The 16,752-nt window shown below is 65.9% G+C and carries 15 protein-coding genes; 5 read left to right on the forward strand and 10 right to left on the reverse strand.

The genetic code is table 11. The annotated features are described in order from the left end of the window. Positions 1 to 5: 5 nt before the first annotated feature. The 6 genes from HNO88_RS08300 to HNO88_RS08325 are packed head-to-tail and all read right to left on the reverse strand — an operon-like array spanning position 6 to position 6,319. On the reverse strand, positions 6 to 1,439 hold the full coding sequence (locus HNO88_RS08300; RefSeq protein WP_184243967.1) for a 2-oxo acid dehydrogenase subunit E2: 1,434 nt from the start codon (positions 1,437 to 1,439) through the stop codon (positions 6 to 8). A gap of 13 nt (positions 1,440 to 1,452) precedes the next feature. Then, positions 1,453 to 2,466: an alpha-ketoacid dehydrogenase subunit beta gene (locus HNO88_RS08305; RefSeq protein WP_184243969.1), complete on the reverse strand. Its 1,014-nt coding sequence runs from the start codon at positions 2,464 to 2,466 to the stop codon at positions 1,453 to 1,455. A 17-nt stretch (positions 2,467 to 2,483) separates the two neighbouring features. After that, positions 2,484 to 3,473 (reverse strand): thiamine pyrophosphate-dependent dehydrogenase E1 component subunit alpha, encoded by a 990-nt coding sequence (locus HNO88_RS08310; RefSeq protein WP_184243971.1) that lies wholly within the window; start codon positions 3,471 to 3,473, stop codon positions 2,484 to 2,486. A 46-nt stretch (positions 3,474 to 3,519) separates the two neighbouring features. Beyond that, positions 3,520 to 4,728 (reverse strand): acyl-CoA dehydrogenase family protein, encoded by a 1,209-nt coding sequence (locus HNO88_RS08315; protein WP_184243973.1) that lies wholly within the window; start codon positions 4,726 to 4,728, stop codon positions 3,520 to 3,522. Positions 4,729 to 4,733: 5 nt separating this feature from the next. Continuing rightward, positions 4,734 to 5,894 (reverse strand): thiolase family protein, encoded by a 1,161-nt coding sequence (locus tag HNO88_RS08320; RefSeq protein WP_184243975.1) that lies wholly within the window; start codon positions 5,892 to 5,894, stop codon positions 4,734 to 4,736. Continuing rightward, entirely contained in the window at positions 5,891 to 6,319 is a 429-nt protein-coding gene (locus HNO88_RS08325; protein ID WP_376768759.1) for a Zn-ribbon domain-containing OB-fold protein, read from the reverse strand. Before HNO88_RS08325 ends, HNO88_RS08320 begins: the two co-directional genes overlap by 4 nt. Before the next feature lie 104 nt (positions 6,320 to 6,423). On the opposite strand from HNO88_RS08325, the gene HNO88_RS08330 reads away from it, so the two are divergent. Continuing rightward, positions 6,424 to 8,091 (forward strand): GMC family oxidoreductase, encoded by a 1,668-nt coding sequence (locus HNO88_RS08330; protein WP_184243977.1) that lies wholly within the window; start codon positions 6,424 to 6,426, stop codon positions 8,089 to 8,091. Here the strand turns inward: HNO88_RS08330 and HNO88_RS08335 are convergent. Beyond that, entirely contained in the window at positions 8,082 to 8,855 is a 774-nt protein-coding gene (locus HNO88_RS08335; protein ID WP_184243979.1) for a helix-turn-helix transcriptional regulator, read from the reverse strand. The two genes, HNO88_RS08330 and HNO88_RS08335, sit on opposite strands and share 10 nt — an antisense overlap. 149 nt (positions 8,856 to 9,004) lie before the next feature. Here HNO88_RS08335 and HNO88_RS08340 point away from each other — a divergent pair, with 149 nt between their 5' ends. After that, entirely contained in the window at positions 9,005 to 10,135 is a 1,131-nt protein-coding gene (locus HNO88_RS08340) for an acyl-CoA dehydrogenase family protein (RefSeq protein ID WP_184243981.1), read from the forward strand. Positions 10,136 to 10,224: 89 nt separating this feature from the next. Here the strand turns inward: HNO88_RS08340 and HNO88_RS08345 are convergent, their stop codons facing one another. Further along, positions 10,225 to 11,013 carry a ThuA domain-containing protein gene (locus HNO88_RS08345; protein WP_184243983.1) on the reverse strand — a complete coding sequence of 263 codons (789 nt, stop codon included), beginning with the start codon at positions 11,011 to 11,013 and terminating at the stop codon, positions 10,225 to 10,227. A 4-nt stretch (positions 11,014 to 11,017) separates the two neighbouring features. Then, positions 11,018 to 12,481: an aromatic ring-hydroxylating oxygenase subunit alpha gene (locus HNO88_RS08350; RefSeq protein ID WP_184243985.1), complete on the reverse strand. Its 1,464-nt coding sequence runs from the start codon at positions 12,479 to 12,481 to the stop codon at positions 11,018 to 11,020. 143 nt (positions 12,482 to 12,624) lie between these two features. Between HNO88_RS08350 and HNO88_RS08355 the strand changes: the two genes are divergently transcribed. Genes HNO88_RS08355 through HNO88_RS08365 form a run of 3 tightly spaced genes read left to right on the forward strand, consistent with a single transcriptional unit; the run spans position 12,625 to position 15,021 of the window. Further along, positions 12,625 to 13,404 carry an SDR family NAD(P)-dependent oxidoreductase gene (locus HNO88_RS08355; protein WP_184243987.1) on the forward strand — a complete coding sequence of 260 codons (780 nt, stop codon included), beginning with the start codon at positions 12,625 to 12,627 and terminating at the stop codon, positions 13,402 to 13,404. Further along, positions 13,401 to 14,219: an SDR family NAD(P)-dependent oxidoreductase gene (locus HNO88_RS08360; protein ID WP_376768760.1), complete on the forward strand. Its 819-nt coding sequence runs from the start codon at positions 13,401 to 13,403 to the stop codon at positions 14,217 to 14,219. Before HNO88_RS08355 ends, HNO88_RS08360 begins: the two co-directional genes overlap by 4 nt. Before the next feature lie 22 nt (positions 14,220 to 14,241). Beyond that, positions 14,242 to 15,021 carry an SDR family NAD(P)-dependent oxidoreductase gene (locus HNO88_RS08365; RefSeq protein ID WP_184243991.1) on the forward strand — a complete coding sequence of 260 codons (780 nt, stop codon included), beginning with the start codon at positions 14,242 to 14,244 and terminating at the stop codon, positions 15,019 to 15,021. Positions 15,022 to 15,347: 326 nt separating this feature from the next. Here the strand turns inward: HNO88_RS08365 and HNO88_RS08370 are convergent, their stop codons facing one another. Continuing rightward, complete coding sequence (locus HNO88_RS08370; protein ID WP_184243993.1) at positions 15,348 to 16,670, reverse strand: aromatic ring-hydroxylating oxygenase subunit alpha; 1,323 nt, start codon at positions 16,668 to 16,670, stop codon at positions 15,348 to 15,350. Between the last annotated feature and the right edge of the window lie 82 nt (positions 16,671 to 16,752).

A 16,752-nucleotide genomic window follows, 5' to 3' on the forward strand; every position in this document is an offset into this window, starting at 1 on the left:
TTTCCTTAGGCGAAGAGACCCGCAGGCTCTTCGATCAGCGACTTCAGGGTCTGGAGGAACTGCGCACCGGCAGCACCATCGATGGCGCGGTGATCGACAGACAGCGTGAACGAGATGCGCGTCTCGAACGCGACACCGCCCGCAGCGGTCTCGACCGGCTGCCGAAGCGCCGCACCCACCGCCAGGATCGCGCCCTGTGGCGGATTGATGATCGCGTCGAAGTTCTCGATCCCGAACATGCCGAGGTTGGAGACGGAGAACGTGCCGCCCTCCATGTCCGTCATGCTCAGGCCCTTCCCTTGCGCCTTGTCGATCAGGCGGCGGGTTTCGGCCGCAAGCTGGTCAATCCGCATCAGGTTGGCCTGGCGCACCACCGGCGTGACCAGACCCTTCGGACTGGCCACGGCGATGGACACGTCGGCATGGGGGAAGCGATGGATCTGTTCCCCATGCACCTGCACATTCACGTCCGGATGGCGGGCGAGCGCCATGGCGCTGGCCTTGACGATCCAGTCATTCACCGAAGCCTTGCAGCCCAGCACCAGATTGGCGGTCTTGCGCATGTCCAGCAGCGCATCGGCGCTGGCCGACATGCGCAGGTAGAAGTGCGGAAGCTCCTGCTTGGCCTGGGTGAGGCGCTGGGCGACGACCTTGCGGACGCGATCGAACGGCACGATCTCGGGCCGGTTCTCGCCCACGACGAAGGCCGTGGTTGCTGCCGCAACGCTCGGCTTGGGGACGAGCGCCAGCACATCAGCCTTCGAAATGCGGCCGCGCGGACCGGTGCCGGTCAATTCCCCCAAGGCGATGCCGTGGAGCGAGGCCAGACGACGAGCCAGCGGCGAGGCAAAGACTTTGAAGTCCTCCACATCCAGCGCCAGCACACCCTTGTTCGCGCTGTTCGCAGGACCACGCAGCGCCTTGATCACGTCCTGATGGGTGATGCGGCCTTGCCGGCCTGATCCCTCGATCACCGCGATATCGACGCCTTCCTCTTCGGCCAGACGCAGGGCCTCGGGGCTGATCGGGCGGTTGGTCTCGATCCTCGTGCGCGGCTTCTCGGGCATCGGCGCCGGCGCGCTCTCAGCGTCTTCCTGCGCCGCCGCCTTGGCGCTGGCGGCTCCCTTGGCCAGGCCACCCTCGGCGGGCTTGAAGGAGGCCACGAAGGCGTCGATCTCGGCGTCCGAGTGGTCGCCCTCATCGAACACCGCGAGCAGTGCACCGACCGGCTCGGCCTCGCTGCCGCCGGGCACGATGATGCGGCGCACGGTGGCGTCGTACTCGGCATCGACTTCGTTGGTGATCTTGGCGGTCTCGATCAGGCACAGGGTCTGGCCGCGCTTGAAGCTGTCGCCTTCCTTCACCGTCCAGTCGGCGATGGTTCCTTCGGTCATCTCGATGCCCCACTTGGGCATGGTGAATGCGCGGATGCGGCTCATGACAGCGGCCTCCTCACCGGTATTCCAGCGACTTGCGCACAGCTGCCGCGATCTTGGCGGGGCTGGGCAAGTAGGCGCTCTCAAGCTCGCGGGCGAACGGCACCGGCGTGTGCGGCGGCGTCACCATCTCGATCGGAGCCTTGAGGCTGGCGAATGCCTTCTGCGCCACCAACGCGGAGATGTCGGTTGCCAGCGAGCAGCGCGGTGGCGCTTCGTCGACCACGACCAGCCGCCCGGTGACTTCGACCGAGTCCAGGATTGCCTCCTCGTCCAGGGGGGACGTGGTGCGCAAGTCGATCACGTCGCAACCAATGCCGTCCTGCGCCAGGTCGTCGGCAGCGGTTTCGGCATAGCTGACCATCATGCCCGACGCGACGATGGTGGCGTCCTGCCCGGCCCGCGCAAGGCGAGCATGGCCGAAGGGGATCACGAAGTCCGGATCGTCGGGCACCTCGCCGCTCATCGCGTAGAGGAACTTGTGCTCCAGGAAGACCACCGGATCGTCATCGCGGATCGCCTGGCGCAGCAAGCCGCAGGCATCGGCGGGGGTCGCCGGCATGACCACCTTGATGCCCGGCATGTTGGTGACGAACTGGCTGATCATCTGGCTGTGCTGCGCGGCCGCGTTGTAGCCTGCGCCGCAGGGCATGCGGATCACCGCCGGGCAGATCGACTTGCCGCCGAACATGTAGCGGAACTTGGCGATCTGGTTCCACAGCTGGTCCATGCACACACCGATGAAGTCGGCGAACATGATCTCGGCCACCGGGCGCTTGCCGGCCAGCGCAAGGCCCCCCGCCGCACCCATGATCGCGCTTTCGCTGATCGGAGTGTCGATCACCCGGTCGGGCCCGAAAGCATCGTAGAAACCCACCGAAGTCGACCAGATGCCGCCGATCGCCTCGGGACCACCCGCCGTGCCCATGCCACCGGCGACGTCCTCGCCCAGAACCACCACGCGCTCGTCGCGCTGCATCTCCTGGAAGATCGTGTTCCGGATCGCATCGCGATACATCATCTTTGCCATGTGTTTCGGTCCTGCGATCAGTAGCTGATGTAGACGTTGTCGAGCACGTTCTCAGGGCTCGGACGCGCCGCGGCGCGAGAGGCGGCAACCGCGTTCTCGATCTGCTGCAACGCATCGGCGTCGAGGACATCGAGATCGGCCTCGTCGAGCAGCGCGGCACCGCCCACTTTGGCGCGGAAGATCTTGATGCAGTCCCGCTCGGCGCGCAGGCGATCAAGCTCGCCCTCGCCGCGATAGCGCTGCGGATCGCCTTCGAAGTGGCCGAAGAAGCGCTCGGTATCGAACTCGACTGCCGCCGGGCCATTGCCGGGCACGCGAACGTATTCCAGCACCTCGCGGAAAGTATCGTAGACCGCGAAGAAGTCGGTGCCGTCCGCGCGCCAGACCTTCATGCCGAAGGCCTCGGCGCGGCTGGCGATGTCGCGGGTGGTGCCCACCGCGTAGTCGACGCCGGTGTGCTCGGAATAATGGTTGTTCTCGAACACGAAGATCGCCGGGGCCTTGGTGACCACCGCCAGGTTCATTGCCTCGAAGGTGGTGCCCTGGTTGCACGCCCCGTCGCCCGAGAACGCGATGGCGACCGCCAGCTTGCCCTCTGCGTCAGGCCCATCGATCTTGTTGGAGATCGCCGCGCCCACCGCGATGGGAGCGCCCGCGCCGACGATGCCGTTGGCGCCCAGCATGCCCTTATCGATGTCGGCGATGTGCATCGATCCGCCCTTGCCGTTGCACAGGCCGTCCTGGCTGCCCCAGATCTCCTTCATCATGCCCTCGACATCGCAGCCCTTGGCCAGGCAGTGGCCGTGGCCGCGATGGGTGGAGACGATCTTGTCCCGGTCGGTCAGATGCTCGCAGACGCCCACGGCGACGGCTTCCTGACCGCAGTAGAGGTGCGTGAAGCCGGCGATCTCACCGGTCTGGATCTCCTCGTGGAGCCGTTCCTCGAATTCGCGGATCAGCTTCATCTGCCGGTAAGCGCGGGTGAGCGCTTCGCGGTTCAGCTGCATCGGGCATTCCTCTCGTTATCGCGCCCATCGTTATTGTGAGGGCCCCTCAAAGGCCCAGCACCGACTTGGCTATTATGGTGCTCTGGACTTCGTTGGTGCCACCAAAGATCGTCCACGCCCTGCTGTTGAGATAGCGCGCCGAAGCGACTTGCGCGCCCTTCGAATGCACCGGCGAGGGTGCATTGTCGCCATAGAGCGGGCGCGCGGTTTCCAGTTGGAGTCCGGCAGGGCCATAGAGGTCCACCGCCAGCAGATCGATCTCCTGCCGCAGGTTGGACGCCAGCAGCTTGGTGAGCGAGGTTTGCGGTCCCGGCGCTCGGCCCTTGGCGACCTCGGAAACGATCTTCATCTCGATCATCTCCAGCGCGTTGACCGACAACCGGGTCAACGCGACCCGGCGCTTCCAGTCGATCTGATCGGACAGCTTGCCACCGCGACCATCGCTTTCCTGCGTTGCGGCTTCCTCGATCTGGTCGAGATCGTAGCTCAGCTTGGGCGCATGGCACGATCCGCCACGCTCGTTTTCCAGCAGGAACTTGGCGATGGTCCAGCCCTGCCCTTCTTCGCCGACGAGGTTCTCCACCGGAACGATGACGTCTTCGAGGAAGACCTGATTGACCTCGTGATCGCCCGCCGAAGTCAGGATCGGGCGGACCGAGACGCCGGGGCTCTCTAGATCGATCAGCAGGAACGAGATGCCGGCCTGCTTCTTCACTTCGGTGTTCGTGCGCACCAGCGTGAACATGCCCGTCGCGTGATGGGCGTGCGTGGTCCAGATCTTCGATCCATTGACGACGTAGTGGTCGCCTTCGCGCACCGCGCGGGTTTTGAGGCTGGCGAGGTCCGATCCGGAACCCGGTTCGGAGAAGCCCTGGCACCAGTAGTCCTCGCCACTGAGGATGCGCGGCAGGTAGTGGTTCTTCTGCTGCTCGGTTCCGAAGTTGTAGATCACCGGAGCCAGCAGCTTGAGGCCCAGCACCGTCAGGTTCGGAGCACCGGCCAGCGCGCACTCCTTCTCGAACAGGTATCGCTGCAGCGGCGTCCAGCCGGTGCCGCCATGGGCCGCGGGCCACTGATAGCCCAGCCAGCCCTTCTCGTGCAGGACAGCGTTCCAGACCTGACCGATCTCGGGCTCGACAAAGACCGAAGGCGTTGCCGCACCGCCGGCTTTCACTTCGGCGGGCAAATGGTCGCGAAGGAACGTGCGCACCTCGTCACGGAAGGCGGCGTCCTGCGGGGAGAGTTCGATGTCCATGGGCTCTAACGTTCCAGTATCGTGACGGCAGAGACGCCCGGCGCGCCGTAGACGTGGCTGTAGGCGGTCCGGGGATCGCCGGGCACCTGACGGCCGCCGCCGTGGCCGCGCAATTGCACCACGTTCTCGTAGACCTGGCGCAGGCCGGAAGCCCCGATCGGCTCCCCGCAGGCGAGACAACCGCCGTCGGTGTTGACCGGCAGCGCGCCGCCGATCTCGGTGCGGCCCTCGGCGAGCCATTGCTCCTGCTCGCCATCGGCGCAGAAGCCGCTCTCGGCCATGTGCATGATCTCGGCGCCGGCTTCGGTGTCCTGCAATTGCGCTACATCGATGTCGCCCGGGTCGATGCCGGACAGCCGGAATGCATCGGCAGAGGCGATGCGCGAGGCGGTGGGGCGGGGCTTGGTGTCGTCCGCCACCACGTCCACCGAAGGCGCGAACACCTCGAAGCTGTGCGGCGGGCGGGTGCGCATCGTCGCGGCCTTCAGGCGGATCAACGGCTTGCCCAGCTCGCGCGCCTTCTTCTCGCTGGCGAGGATCAGCGCGACCCCGCCCTCGGCAGGCGAGCAGAACATGTACTTGGTGTAAGGATCGCTAACCAAGGGCGCTTCGAGGATGTCCTCCAGCGAGACCAGCTGCCGTCGCCACGCATGCGGCGCGTGCACTGCGTTGCGGAACGCCTTCTCCGCGACCCGGGCAAGCGAGGTCTGCGAAATGCCGAACAAGCTCATGTAGCGCATGATCTTGGCGGCAAAAAATTGCGTGGTGACCATCTGACCGACTTCGCCGTACCACTCCGGCAAGTTGTATTCGGCGGGCAGCGCGTTGAAGGCGCCGCGCGGGTGCTTGTCGAAGCCGACCGCCAGGCCGATATCGAACTCGCCCGACTTGATCGCCATCTGCGCGCTGAACAGCGCCGATCCACCCGCAGCGCAGCCGTTGCGCACGTTGATGAACTGCACTCCGGTAAGGCCCAGTCGATCGACCATCGTGTCCGGATTGCCGGCGGCATCCGAGCTGCCGTAGGCGAACTGGACCTGGGGCCAGTCGATCCCGGCATCGGCCAGCGCCTCACGCACCGCATGGACGCCCTGATCGAGGCCTGACAGGCCATCGGTGCGCCCGAACTTGTGGATACCGATGCCGACGATGCACACGTCGCTCATGCGGGAAGCTCCGCCGGCACAAAGGCGGGAATGTGGGAGCTCGCCGGATCGTTGCGATCAAGCAGGCCCGGCTCGAACCGCACCGGCATGCCCACCGCCACGTCCTCGAAGGCGACGTCGTCCAGCCGCGCCTCGACGATAACTTCGCCGGGCAGCTCGACGTAGGCGACCACCCATGGCGCGAACGCCTCGGGGCCGGCATAAGGCGGGCTCTTGGGCCGAAACCGCTGCACGGTGTAGGACCACAGCCTGCCCTCGCGCGAAAGCGGCACGGGCTCATGCGTCGCGGTCGATGGACAGGGGAAGACGATGCGACCGGATTTCCGGTCCTTGCCACCGATCAGACGCGGGGGCGTCTCGTCGGTGAACAGGCCTTCGGCTATGGCGCGCATCTCTTCTCCACCCCGGTTGATGTCTCCGGTCATGGCAGCTGTTTAAGCCTGCCCTCGCCCGCAATTTGACTCACCAAAACGCTAGGGTAGCCAAAGCGCCAGTTCATGCGACCCATGCCGCCGGGAGAGCGCAAGCCATGAGCAAGCAATGGGACTACATCATCGTCGGGGCCGGCAGCGCTGGTTGTGTCATGGCCGAGCGGCTGAGCGCCGACGGCCGCTCGCAAGTCCTGGTGCTGGAAGCGGGCGGTGAGAACGACAGCTTCTGGGTCACGCTGCCCAAGGGCGTCGCCAAGCTGGTCAAGAAGCCTGAGCACATGTGGGCCTACCACGTCGCTCAACCGCGCGAGGAAGGCGCCAACGATCCCGGCGCGGGCGAAGTGTGGATCCGCGGCAAGGGGCTGGGCGGCTCATCCTCGATCAACGGCATGATCTGGAGCCGGGGCGAGCCAGCGGACTACGATGCGTGGGAGGACGAGGCCGGCGCGACCGGCTGGAACGGCGCCAGCATGACCGCAGCGTTTCTCGAGCTTGAGGACCATAAGGCGGGCCCTTCCGAAATGCGCGGCAGCGGCGGCCTCGTGCGCGTCGATCCCGCCTGCTACACCTACCCTCTTGCCGAGCGCATGATCGAGGCCGGCGAGGCGCTGGGCCTGCGGCGGGTCGACGATCTCAACGCCACCGCCGGGCCTCGCGTCGGCTATTACAGCCACAACATCAGCAAAGGCCGCCGTGAATCTTCGGCGCGCACCTACCTGGCGGCGGCGCGCAGGCGGCCCAACGTCACGGTGATGACAGGGGTCACGGCGGAGAGGATCGTGTTCGATGGCATCCGCGCGGTGGGCATCGACGTCACGGTCGACGGAAAGCCACAGCGCTTCGACTGCGCCGGCGAGATCGTCGTCAGCGCCGGGGCCATGGAAAGCCCTCTCCTGTTGCAGCGATCCGGCATCGGCGATGCCGGTCGGCTGGCGCTCGCCGGCATCCCGCTGGTGGCGCACTCACCCGATGTCGGCGAGAGGATGATCGAGCACCTGTCGCTGTCGATGCCGTTCCGGCTGGACCATGGCAAGGGCACCAACAAAAGCTTCTTCGGCCTGGGCGCGGCTCTTGCGATGCTGCGCTATTTGCTGCGCCGCGACGGGGTGCTGGCGACGGGGCCTTTCGAGGTCGGCGCGTTCTGCAACGTCGCGCATCCCGACGGCCGCACCGACGCGCAGTTCTATCTGGGCGGCTACACCTTCAAGGTCGGCGACGACAAGGATCCCGTCCCGCTCGACAAGATCGATCCCAGGCCGGGCGTGACAATCTACGGCCAGCTGCTGCGCCTCACCAGCGAGAGCAGCGTTCGCGCCACCGGGCCTACGACTGAAGCTGCACCGCACATCCTGCACAACTTCCTGAGCACGCAGCACGACCGCACCTCCGCCATCGCGCTGGTACGCAAGATGCGCGCCTATATGTCAGCGCCGCCGCTCGACCGGATGGTCGGCGCGGAACTGGTGCCGGGTGCGCAAGTGCAGAGCGACGAGGACGTGCTCGCCATGTTCCGGCGCCTTTCGAGCTGTGGGCTCCACGCCATCCGCTCGTGCCGCATGGGCAGCGATCCGGAAGCCGTGGTTGACCCGAGGCTACGGGTGAACGGAGTTCAGGGCGTGCGGGTGGCGGATTGCTCGGTCATGCCCGGTCACGTCACCGGCAACACCAATGCCCCCGCCATGGCGCTAGGCCTGCGCGGCGCGCAGCTGATGCTGGAGGATCGTGCCGCTGTGAAGCCTCCGCGCGAGTTAGCCGATCACTTCTGAAGCGAGATGTAGCCCAGCTGCGCGGCCTTGAAGACCGTCTGGCTGCGATTCACTGCATTGAGCTTGGTCGCGGCGTTGTGGATGTGGAACCGCACGGTCGCCCGGCTGCGCGACATGATCATGCTGATCTCCATATCGGTCTTGCCGATCGCCGCCCAGCGCAGGCACTCGACCTCGCGCTTGGACAGGCGCGAGCCCGACGGCAGCGCCTGGGCCGAACCCATCACCTGCACGTACGTGGCGATGAAGGTGCGGGCATAGAGCCCCAGCGCGTCCGAGTAGAGCTCGAACTCCTCGCTGAGATCGGTCTTGCCGCGATCCAGCGGGTTGAAGCTGACCGCGCCGATCTGACCGAACGGCAGGTGAACGGGCACGCCAATCGCGGCCCAGGTCATCGCGCGGTTCTCGAAGTTGGAGAGGTCGATGGAGGTGAGATAGGCGTTCGGCTCGCGCGTGCGGAAGCCATTGGCGTTGACCCAGAACGGCTGGCTCTCGAACCGGCAGGCAGTGGTCAGCGGACTGTCGAGCGCGATGCGCGAGTTGCGCCACCAGACCCGCTCGTCGGTGTCCCAGCCGAACACCTCGGTCGCCAGGATACCGCCGTCGGCATCCACAGGCGTGCGCTTGTCGGCGATGTCGTGCGCGGGTGCGACGCGCATGCCCAGTTCCTGCGCGATCGCATGCAGCGCCTCGGCAGCCGAGCGCACCCCGGCAGCCGACTTCACGCGCACAGCGTCGATGTGATCCTGTGATAACAGCGCCATTAAGCTTCTCTCCCAAGCCTTCTTAGACCGCGCGGTCGGGGGGCACAATCGCGTGCACCAGGTTGGGCATGGGTGTGACTAGTCTTTTGCTCAGCAGCAAGGGCGCGGGACGCGATGGTATCACCGCCGGTGGATACCGGGAGTGGATTGTGAACTTCGATCTTAGCGAAGACGAGGAAATGCTGAAGGCGCTGGCCGATCGGTTCGTCGCCGATCGCTACGACCACGACAGCCGCCGCGCGTTCCTGGCGGAGCCTTGCGGGTTCTCTTCCAGCAACTGGCAACTGCTGGGCGAACTCGGCCTGATCGCGGCGCCGTTCCCCGAGGATCTGGGCGGGCTTGGGCTCGACGCCACGGGCATCGCCATCGTCTTCGAGGCATTGGGACGTGGCCTAGTGGTCGAGCCCCTGGCGGAGTCCGTCATGATGGCAGGCCGCCTGTTCGCGATGACCGCGCGCGAGCCGTTGCTGGAAGCCTGGATCGAGGCGCTGGTTTCGGGCGAGAAACGCCTTGCGCTCGCAGCGCTGGACGAGAGCGCGCGGGACGGACTTTCCTGGTTGGAGACACGAGCAGTCGCCGAAGGCGACAGCTGGAGGCTCAGCGGCACCAAGCCGTTCTGCGCCGCGGGCGGCGGTGCCGATGCCTTCATCGTCCCTGCACGCATCCACGGGGAGCCGGGCGATCGCACCGGCGTGGCGCTGTTCCTTGTTCCTGCCACGCAGCCAGGTGCCTCGCAGCGCCCATGGCACATGGCCGACGGCAGCGTCGCGGTGGCGCTGACACTGGACGATGTCGTGATCGGCGCCGACCACAAGCTAGACCGCGCTGGAGAAGACGGCCTAGCCGCGATCGATGCCGCGAACGAGACGGCCGACCTGGCCCGCAGCGCCGAAGGGCTGGGGATCATGGAGCGGCTGTTCGGCGACACGATCGACTACTTGCGAACCCGCAGCCAGTTCGGCGCGGCGATCGGTTCGTTCCAGGCGATCCAGCACCGCATGGTCGCGCAGTACGCCGTGATCGAGCAGGCCCGCGCGCTCCTCAACCTCGCCCTGGTGTCGAGCGGCAGCGCAGACTTCGGCAAGGCCGTCCAGGGCGCCCGCGCTTTCATCGCCCGCACCTCGCTCGATCTGGGTCATGAGATGATCCAGTTCCACGGCGGCATGGGCATCACCGACGAACTTGCGATCGGCGCCGGACACAAGCGGCTGCTGGTCCTCTCGCGCTGGCCCGAGAGCCCGCAGGCGACCCTGGACCGCTACGCCGGCGTGCTCAACTGACAGCTTCACCCCGACTGGAGGGCGGCCTGCATCATGCGGCCGCCCTTCTCTTTCCCGCTATCGCTCTTGGTGCGACCCGAAGAGCCTGATCAATCTGCGGGCTGGCGCTGCTTGAGCCAGGCGATGCCACGGCGCAGCAAATCGTAGAACACCGGCAAGTCCCAGGCGCAGCGGTCGACGGTGGGCCACCAGTCCATCATCGGCTGCAGGTCGTAGTGTCCGCGACAATGCCCAAGCGTGTTGTAGAGCACCGCGCCGGCGCCGTGATCCTTGAGGTACATCACCGGGTGCGTGCCAGGCGCATCCGCGGCCTCGACGAAGCCAGTGCCCTGCTGCGTGCACTCGGCTTCCAGCAGGACGTGCAGGTGCCCGTGCGTCTCCATGTGGTAGAGCTCGTCGGTGGTCTGGAACGGCTCCACTCCGGACACCAAGGGATGGCTCGGATCGGCAACGGTGACGGTGTAAGGCGCGATCGGAGGGTGGGAGAGGAACTGCGAGCCGAGCAGGTCCATGAACAGCGGCGCCCAGCGCGGCGCATCCCACAGCCCCGCACCGGGGCCCTCGGACAGCAGGCGCAGCACAGAGTTTGTGCCATGCAGCGCGTACCAGCGTCCGCCCGCCGCCAGCCAGTCACGCAGCACCTCCTGCGCGGCCAGCGAGGGCGTGACGTCGCACGTATAGGTGATCAAGATGTCCGCCTGGCGCAGCGCGTCGAGGTTCTCGTAATCCTCGAACACGCGCGTACGGACGGCGGGGTCCTCGCCCAGCAGCTTGAGCAGCTCTAGCCGGGCGAAATCCATGTCGTGCCACACGCCGCCGCACACGAGCACACAGTTGATCCGCGGCGGGCGGCCTGCGCCCTCGTCCTGCTCCGCCATCCGCTCAGTCCTGCTTCCAGCCACCAAGCTCGCCGCCGATGTACTTCATCAGCGTGTCCTGGAACTGGCGGATGCGGATTTCCTGGTAGTTGCCCAGGTTGATGTTGCCGGTCTTCGAGACGTGCAGGCCTTCCTGCACATAGGGCAGGTTGTCCATGTCCTGCTCGAACACGTCGCCCAGGATGCCCAGCTCCGGCGCCTCAGTCCACTTCTGGTCGAGGCGCAGCATCTTGAGCGGAGCGCCGCGCGGGATCGGCTGGCCCTTGGGAATGCGCGAAAGGATGCGCACTTCCATGATGCAGGTGTCCGGCGTCTTGCCGGTGCGCCAGTTGTAGACGACGTTGGGCATGAACCCGCCCCACGGCGAGAAGTTGGGGAAGACGTTGTAGACCAGCGCGTCGAGCAGCTCGGCATCCGTCGCGTCGGCATGATCGTAGCCGGTCGAAGCGGTATAGGCCTTGCGCATGGCCTCACCCAGAGCGGCTCGCGCGCTCACGCCATCGGGGACCGCGATCGCCATCGGGTTGTCCCTTGCGGCTTCCTCGTAGTTGTCCGCCGAGCGCCCATTATAGCGGATGAACTGGTCGACGATCCACTGCTCGCCCTGCCCTTCCTCGATGTGCGGGCTCATCACTCCGAAGGGCACCAGGTTGACGTTCACGTTGTCGCCCCAGGTCCAGTAGGCGGCATTGGAGTCGCCGGTAAAGGGCAGCAGCTGGGGGTGGGTGACGATGGTGTGCCAGGCCTCCATGAAGGCCTCCATCACCACCTTCCAGTTGGCAGGGACTTCCTTGGCGACGCGCATGACGCTGGCGCACTCGTCATGCCGCCAGCGCTTGAAGTGCTCGGGCAGCGGTGCCAGGAACTCCTCCAGGGTTGGGCCGCCCTTCTCCTCGCGGATGAACACGTAGCCCTGCCACCGGCCGACCTCGGCCTCGGGCAAGTCAAGGCTCTGTTCGCTCAGGTGCGGGAAGTCCCACTGGCAGGGCATCGAGTTGAAGCTGCCGTCCTTGTTCCAGGCAAAGCCGTGGAACGGGCAGACGAACTTGTCGGTCGTGCCTTCCTCGGTGCGCAGCTTGCGACCGCGGTGCAGGCAGACGTTGTGCATGGCGCGGATCGAGCCATCGTCCTGCCGGCTGACGAGGTAGGATCGCCCGGCGTTCTCATAGACGACGAAGTCGCCGGGTTCGGGCAGGTCTTCCTCACGCGCGGCGAACTGCCAGACGTAGGGCCACATCCGCTCCCGTTCCGCCTTCGCGAAGTCCTCGCTGGTGTAGCGCTCCCCCGGGATCGGCTCGGACCCACGGTATGTGTAGCTCTCCTCGGTCAGGATCGCGGGTGCCGGACGCGAGTCCCGCGCCATCAGCTCGGACCAGCTGATGCCCTTGCTGCGGTCGGCGCCAAGACCCTCCGATGCCGGGGTTTCCAGCTGTGACTTGGTCGCAAGGGCGGGATCGCGCTCGGCCATCTTTATCGTACTCCCAAAACGTACTTCTATTTGGGATATGTCTGCCTTAACCGGAGCCTCAGGTCACCTTGCTCAAGTCATAGGTTGCCGGGCCGCGCAGCAATGGGTCATGCTCGCCATCGGATAAGACTTGGGAGAATGCCGTGCAGCGGCTTGAAGGCAAGGTTGCGCTGGTAACCGGGGGAACCTCCGGTATCGGCGCGGGAACGGTGGAGCGCCTCTGCGCCGAAGGGGCGCGCGTGGTGTTCACCGGCTCCAACCAGGCGGCCGCGGACGCCGTCTGTGCCGCGACGGGCGCGCAGTTCATCAAGCACGACGTCACCGATGCCTCGGCATGGGACGGACTCATCGACACGATCCTGGAACGCCACGGACGGCTCGACATTGCCTTTGCCAATGCCGGCACCGAGAGCGGTGACGCCAGCATCGAGGACATCACCATTGACGGCTGGAACAACGTCATGAACGTGAACCTCACCGGCGTGATGCTGACCGTGCAGCACGCGATGCGGGCGATGGCGCGCAATTCTGACGGACCGGACGGCTCGATCATCGTCAACTCGTCCATGAACGCGCACCGCGCGATGGGCAACTTCTGCGCCTATTCGGTCTCCAAGGCAGCGGTGATCGCGCTGATCAAGTCCGCCGCGGTGCATGCCGGCAATCGCAAGTACAAGATCAGGGTCAACGCCGTGCTGCCGGGCGTTGTCGAGACCGCCTTGATCGTGAACCTGATCGACAAATCCGCCGATCCTGCCGCCGCCCGTGCCGCCTACCAGAGCCTGTCACCGCTCGGCCGCATGGCTCAGGTCGATGAAGTCGCCGGCATGGTGGCCTGGCTGGCGAGTGACGAGGCCCGGTTCTGTTCGGGCAGCGAGTTCACGATGGACGGCGCGTCCACGGCAGGAATGAACGGCGTATGATGGACCTGGGATCGCAGCGTCTCAAGGGGCGCGTCGCGCTCGTCTCCGGAGGATTGCGAGGCATCGGCCTTGCTTGCGTCGAGCGTTTCGTGGCCGAGGGTGCCGAAGTCGTCCTGACCGACCTCTCGGCCCCCGAGAGCGATGCCGTCACGAGCACGCTCGGCAGGCTTGGGCAGGCCGCCAGCTACGTGCAGGCGAATGTCACCAGCGAGGATGATTGGCAGGCCGTGCTTGCGGCCGTGACCGAACGCCACGGCAAGCTGCACGTGCTGGTCAACAACGCCGGCATCGACTTGACCGGCCCCGTCGCCGCGACCTCGCTCGACGACTGGCGCAAGATCATGAGCATCAACGTCGACGGCGTGTTCCTCGGCGTGCGTACCTTCGTGCCGTTGCTGGAGCGCAGCGGCGCCGACGTGAAGGGCGGCGCCTCGATCATAAACGTCAGCTCTATCATGGGCCTGGTAGGCCTCAGCGAGGTGTCGGGCTACAATGCCAGCAAGGGCGCGGTGCGCTTGTTCACCAAATCGATCGCGCTGGAATTCGCCGAGAAGCGGATGCCGATCCGCGCCAACTCGCTGCATCCCGGCTTCGTCGTCACGCCGCTGCTGCAGGAGGGTTTCCAGCGCTGGGTGGACAAGGGCATCGCCAACCAGACGCAGGACCTGGTCGACATGATGGCCGGCAAGACGCCGCTGGGACGATTGGCCGATCCCGCCGAACTCGCCGGCGCCGCATTCTTCCTTGCGTCCAGCGACAGCTCCTACATGACCGGCGCCGAGCTGGTGATCGATGGCGGCTGGACCGCGCAATAACTTCACCGGAGATCACGACGCCATGACCATCGCCCTCCCTAATGTGATCGCCGTGGTGACCGGCGCTGCCGGCGGCATCGGCCGTGAGATCGTCAAGGACATGAAGGCCGCGGGCGCAGTCGTGATCGCGACCGATCTGAAGGACGATGCACAGATCGACGGCGCCGATCACTACTTGCGCCATGACGTCACCAGCGAGGCCGACTGGCGCGCGGTGGAGCAACTGGTACGTGACCAGTACGGCAGACTGGACGTGCTGGTAAACAACGCCGGCTTCTCCATCGTCACCAAGTTCGAGGACACGCCCCTCTCCGAATTTCATCGAATCAACGGCATCAACGTCGATTCCGCGATCATCGGCACGCAAGTGCTGCTCGACCTGCTCAAGCAAGGCGGTCAGGCCCGCGTCGGCGGCGCCTCGATCATCAACTTTTCCAGCGTCGGCGGTCTGCGCGGCGCGGCCTTCAATGCGGCTTATTGCGTCAGCAAGGCCGCGATCAAGATGCTCAGCAAATGCCTGGGCGCGGAGTTCGCGGCGCTCGGCTACAAGATCCGCGTCAACTCGGTCCACCCGGGCGGCATCGACACGCCGATGCTGGATTCGATCATGGCCCGCTACGTCGAATTGGGCGCCGCTCCTTCGCGCGAAGCGGCGCTGGCCGGCATGAACGCCTCGCACCCGATCGGCCGCCTGGGCCGCCCCGAGGAGATGGCGGGCGGCGTCGTGTTCCTCGCCTCGGACGCATCCAGCTACATGACCTGCGACGAACTCGTGATGGACGGAGGCTTCAGCCAGGTCTGATCGAGGCGGGCATATAAGGCCGTAGAAGAGAGAAATTGGCCAACAAGGCTTATGACGTCGTCGTGCCCCGGGGTGCTTGAGGCGGGGCCGTCGACCCGCTCGACCCCGGACTGATCCACGTCTACGAGGGGTGGGAGCGCGAGGCCGCCTTGCTCCAGCACTTCGCGCACAGCTCAGACAGGGCCATGCGCGAACATCTGGGCCGCTTCGAGCTGATAGGCTTTACGGTCCAGATCTACTTCGTCTGCGGCGTCGAGCCGATCTATGGCGGAGGCTGCTGGCCGCGCACCAAAAACTGTGGCGTGACGCTAGGGACCACCGGCGCCTCAGCCGCCGGGGCGCACCATGTCGTTGAGCAGTTCGTGGAAGCGCTGCACGCGCTTCTCCTGATCGGGCAGGATGCAACCCTTGAACCCGCGCGAGTTCAGGCCCTGTTGCTGGCTGGTACCGATCGACAGGTCCTGATCCGCGACGAAGCCCACCGAGACGCCATCGCCATAGACGGAGTGCCGCGCCACCGCATCGTGCCGCAGCGGAACGGAGCCGATCGGCGTCACCACCTCGCGCATGCCTGCCACGGGCGGATAGAGGCACCAGTGCTGGAACACGCACTTCTCGGGATCGGTCGGGTGCGGCTCCGTGCGCAAAACCTGCATCTGCTCCGGGCTCATCGTCAGCGTGAGGTTGGGGAACAGCGTGCAGTGGAAGTAGTCGACCAGTTGCTGGTCGGTCATGCTGTCGTAGTTGATGAACCCCCGCGAAGGGCCCAGCCGTCGCTTCGCTTCGATCACCGCGGCACGCAGATCGCCGGTGCGGCCGTGGTACTGGGCCGGATCGATGTCCCACGCGCGGGCGATCTGGTCGAGCGGGGCAGGCACCTCCGTGGTGTGATAGTCGGCACGTGTGGTCGCCTGGTGGCCCTTCATCCACATCGAATTGTGACCCGATGGGTACATCTCGAACAGGGTGTCGGGCAGGCCGTCGTTGATGAAGGTCGCCAGCTCCGGATGGATGGTGGGTAGGTGATAGCTCTCGTTGAAATTGTCGCGGATGATCTTCCAGTTGAACTCGCAGTCGACCGAGAGGTTGAGGACGCGCACCCAGTTGTCCAGGCCGTAGCCCGCCAGCCGCTCGGGGAACGGGGCCAGCCACTCGTGCAACGGCGCCACATCGTCGTCCATGCACCAGAACACGAACGGGCCCCAGGTGTCGCAGCGCAGCTCGGACAAGTGGACGCGTCCGCACGGGCTCCCGCCCGCGAAGTCCTCGGGATCCTGCACTTTCGCCAGGGTGCCGTCCAAGTCGAACGTCCAGTTGTGATAGCTGCACACGATCCGCGGCACGCTGGTCGCCTCGCCCAGCACCAGCCGGTTACCGCGGTGCGGGCAGGAGTTGTAGAACGCCCGGATCGAGCCGTCCTCCTGCCGGACCATGATGACCGACTCCTTGGCGAAGTTGTGGCGAATGATGTCCCCGGGCTCTTCCAGGTCGGCGAGAACGCCGCCCAGGTGCCAGACCTTGGGCCAGACGTTCTTCATCTCAAGATCCATCCAACCCTTCGAGATGTAGCGCTCGGCGGTGATCGTGTCGCCACGCACCGGCATGTCGAACTCGGGCGAGTAGCGCGAAACGGTGCTTTGAACGTTCATGATCCTGATCCTCTCGCGGGGCCGCGCGGGCGCCCGCCGCTTTTTCGATCCATTTCGCCGACGTGTGCGTCGGCGCGGTTTT

The organism is Novosphingobium chloroacetimidivorans, from assembly GCF_014204535.1.
GTDB lineage: Bacteria > Pseudomonadota > Alphaproteobacteria > Sphingomonadales > Sphingomonadaceae > Novosphingobium > Novosphingobium chloroacetimidivorans.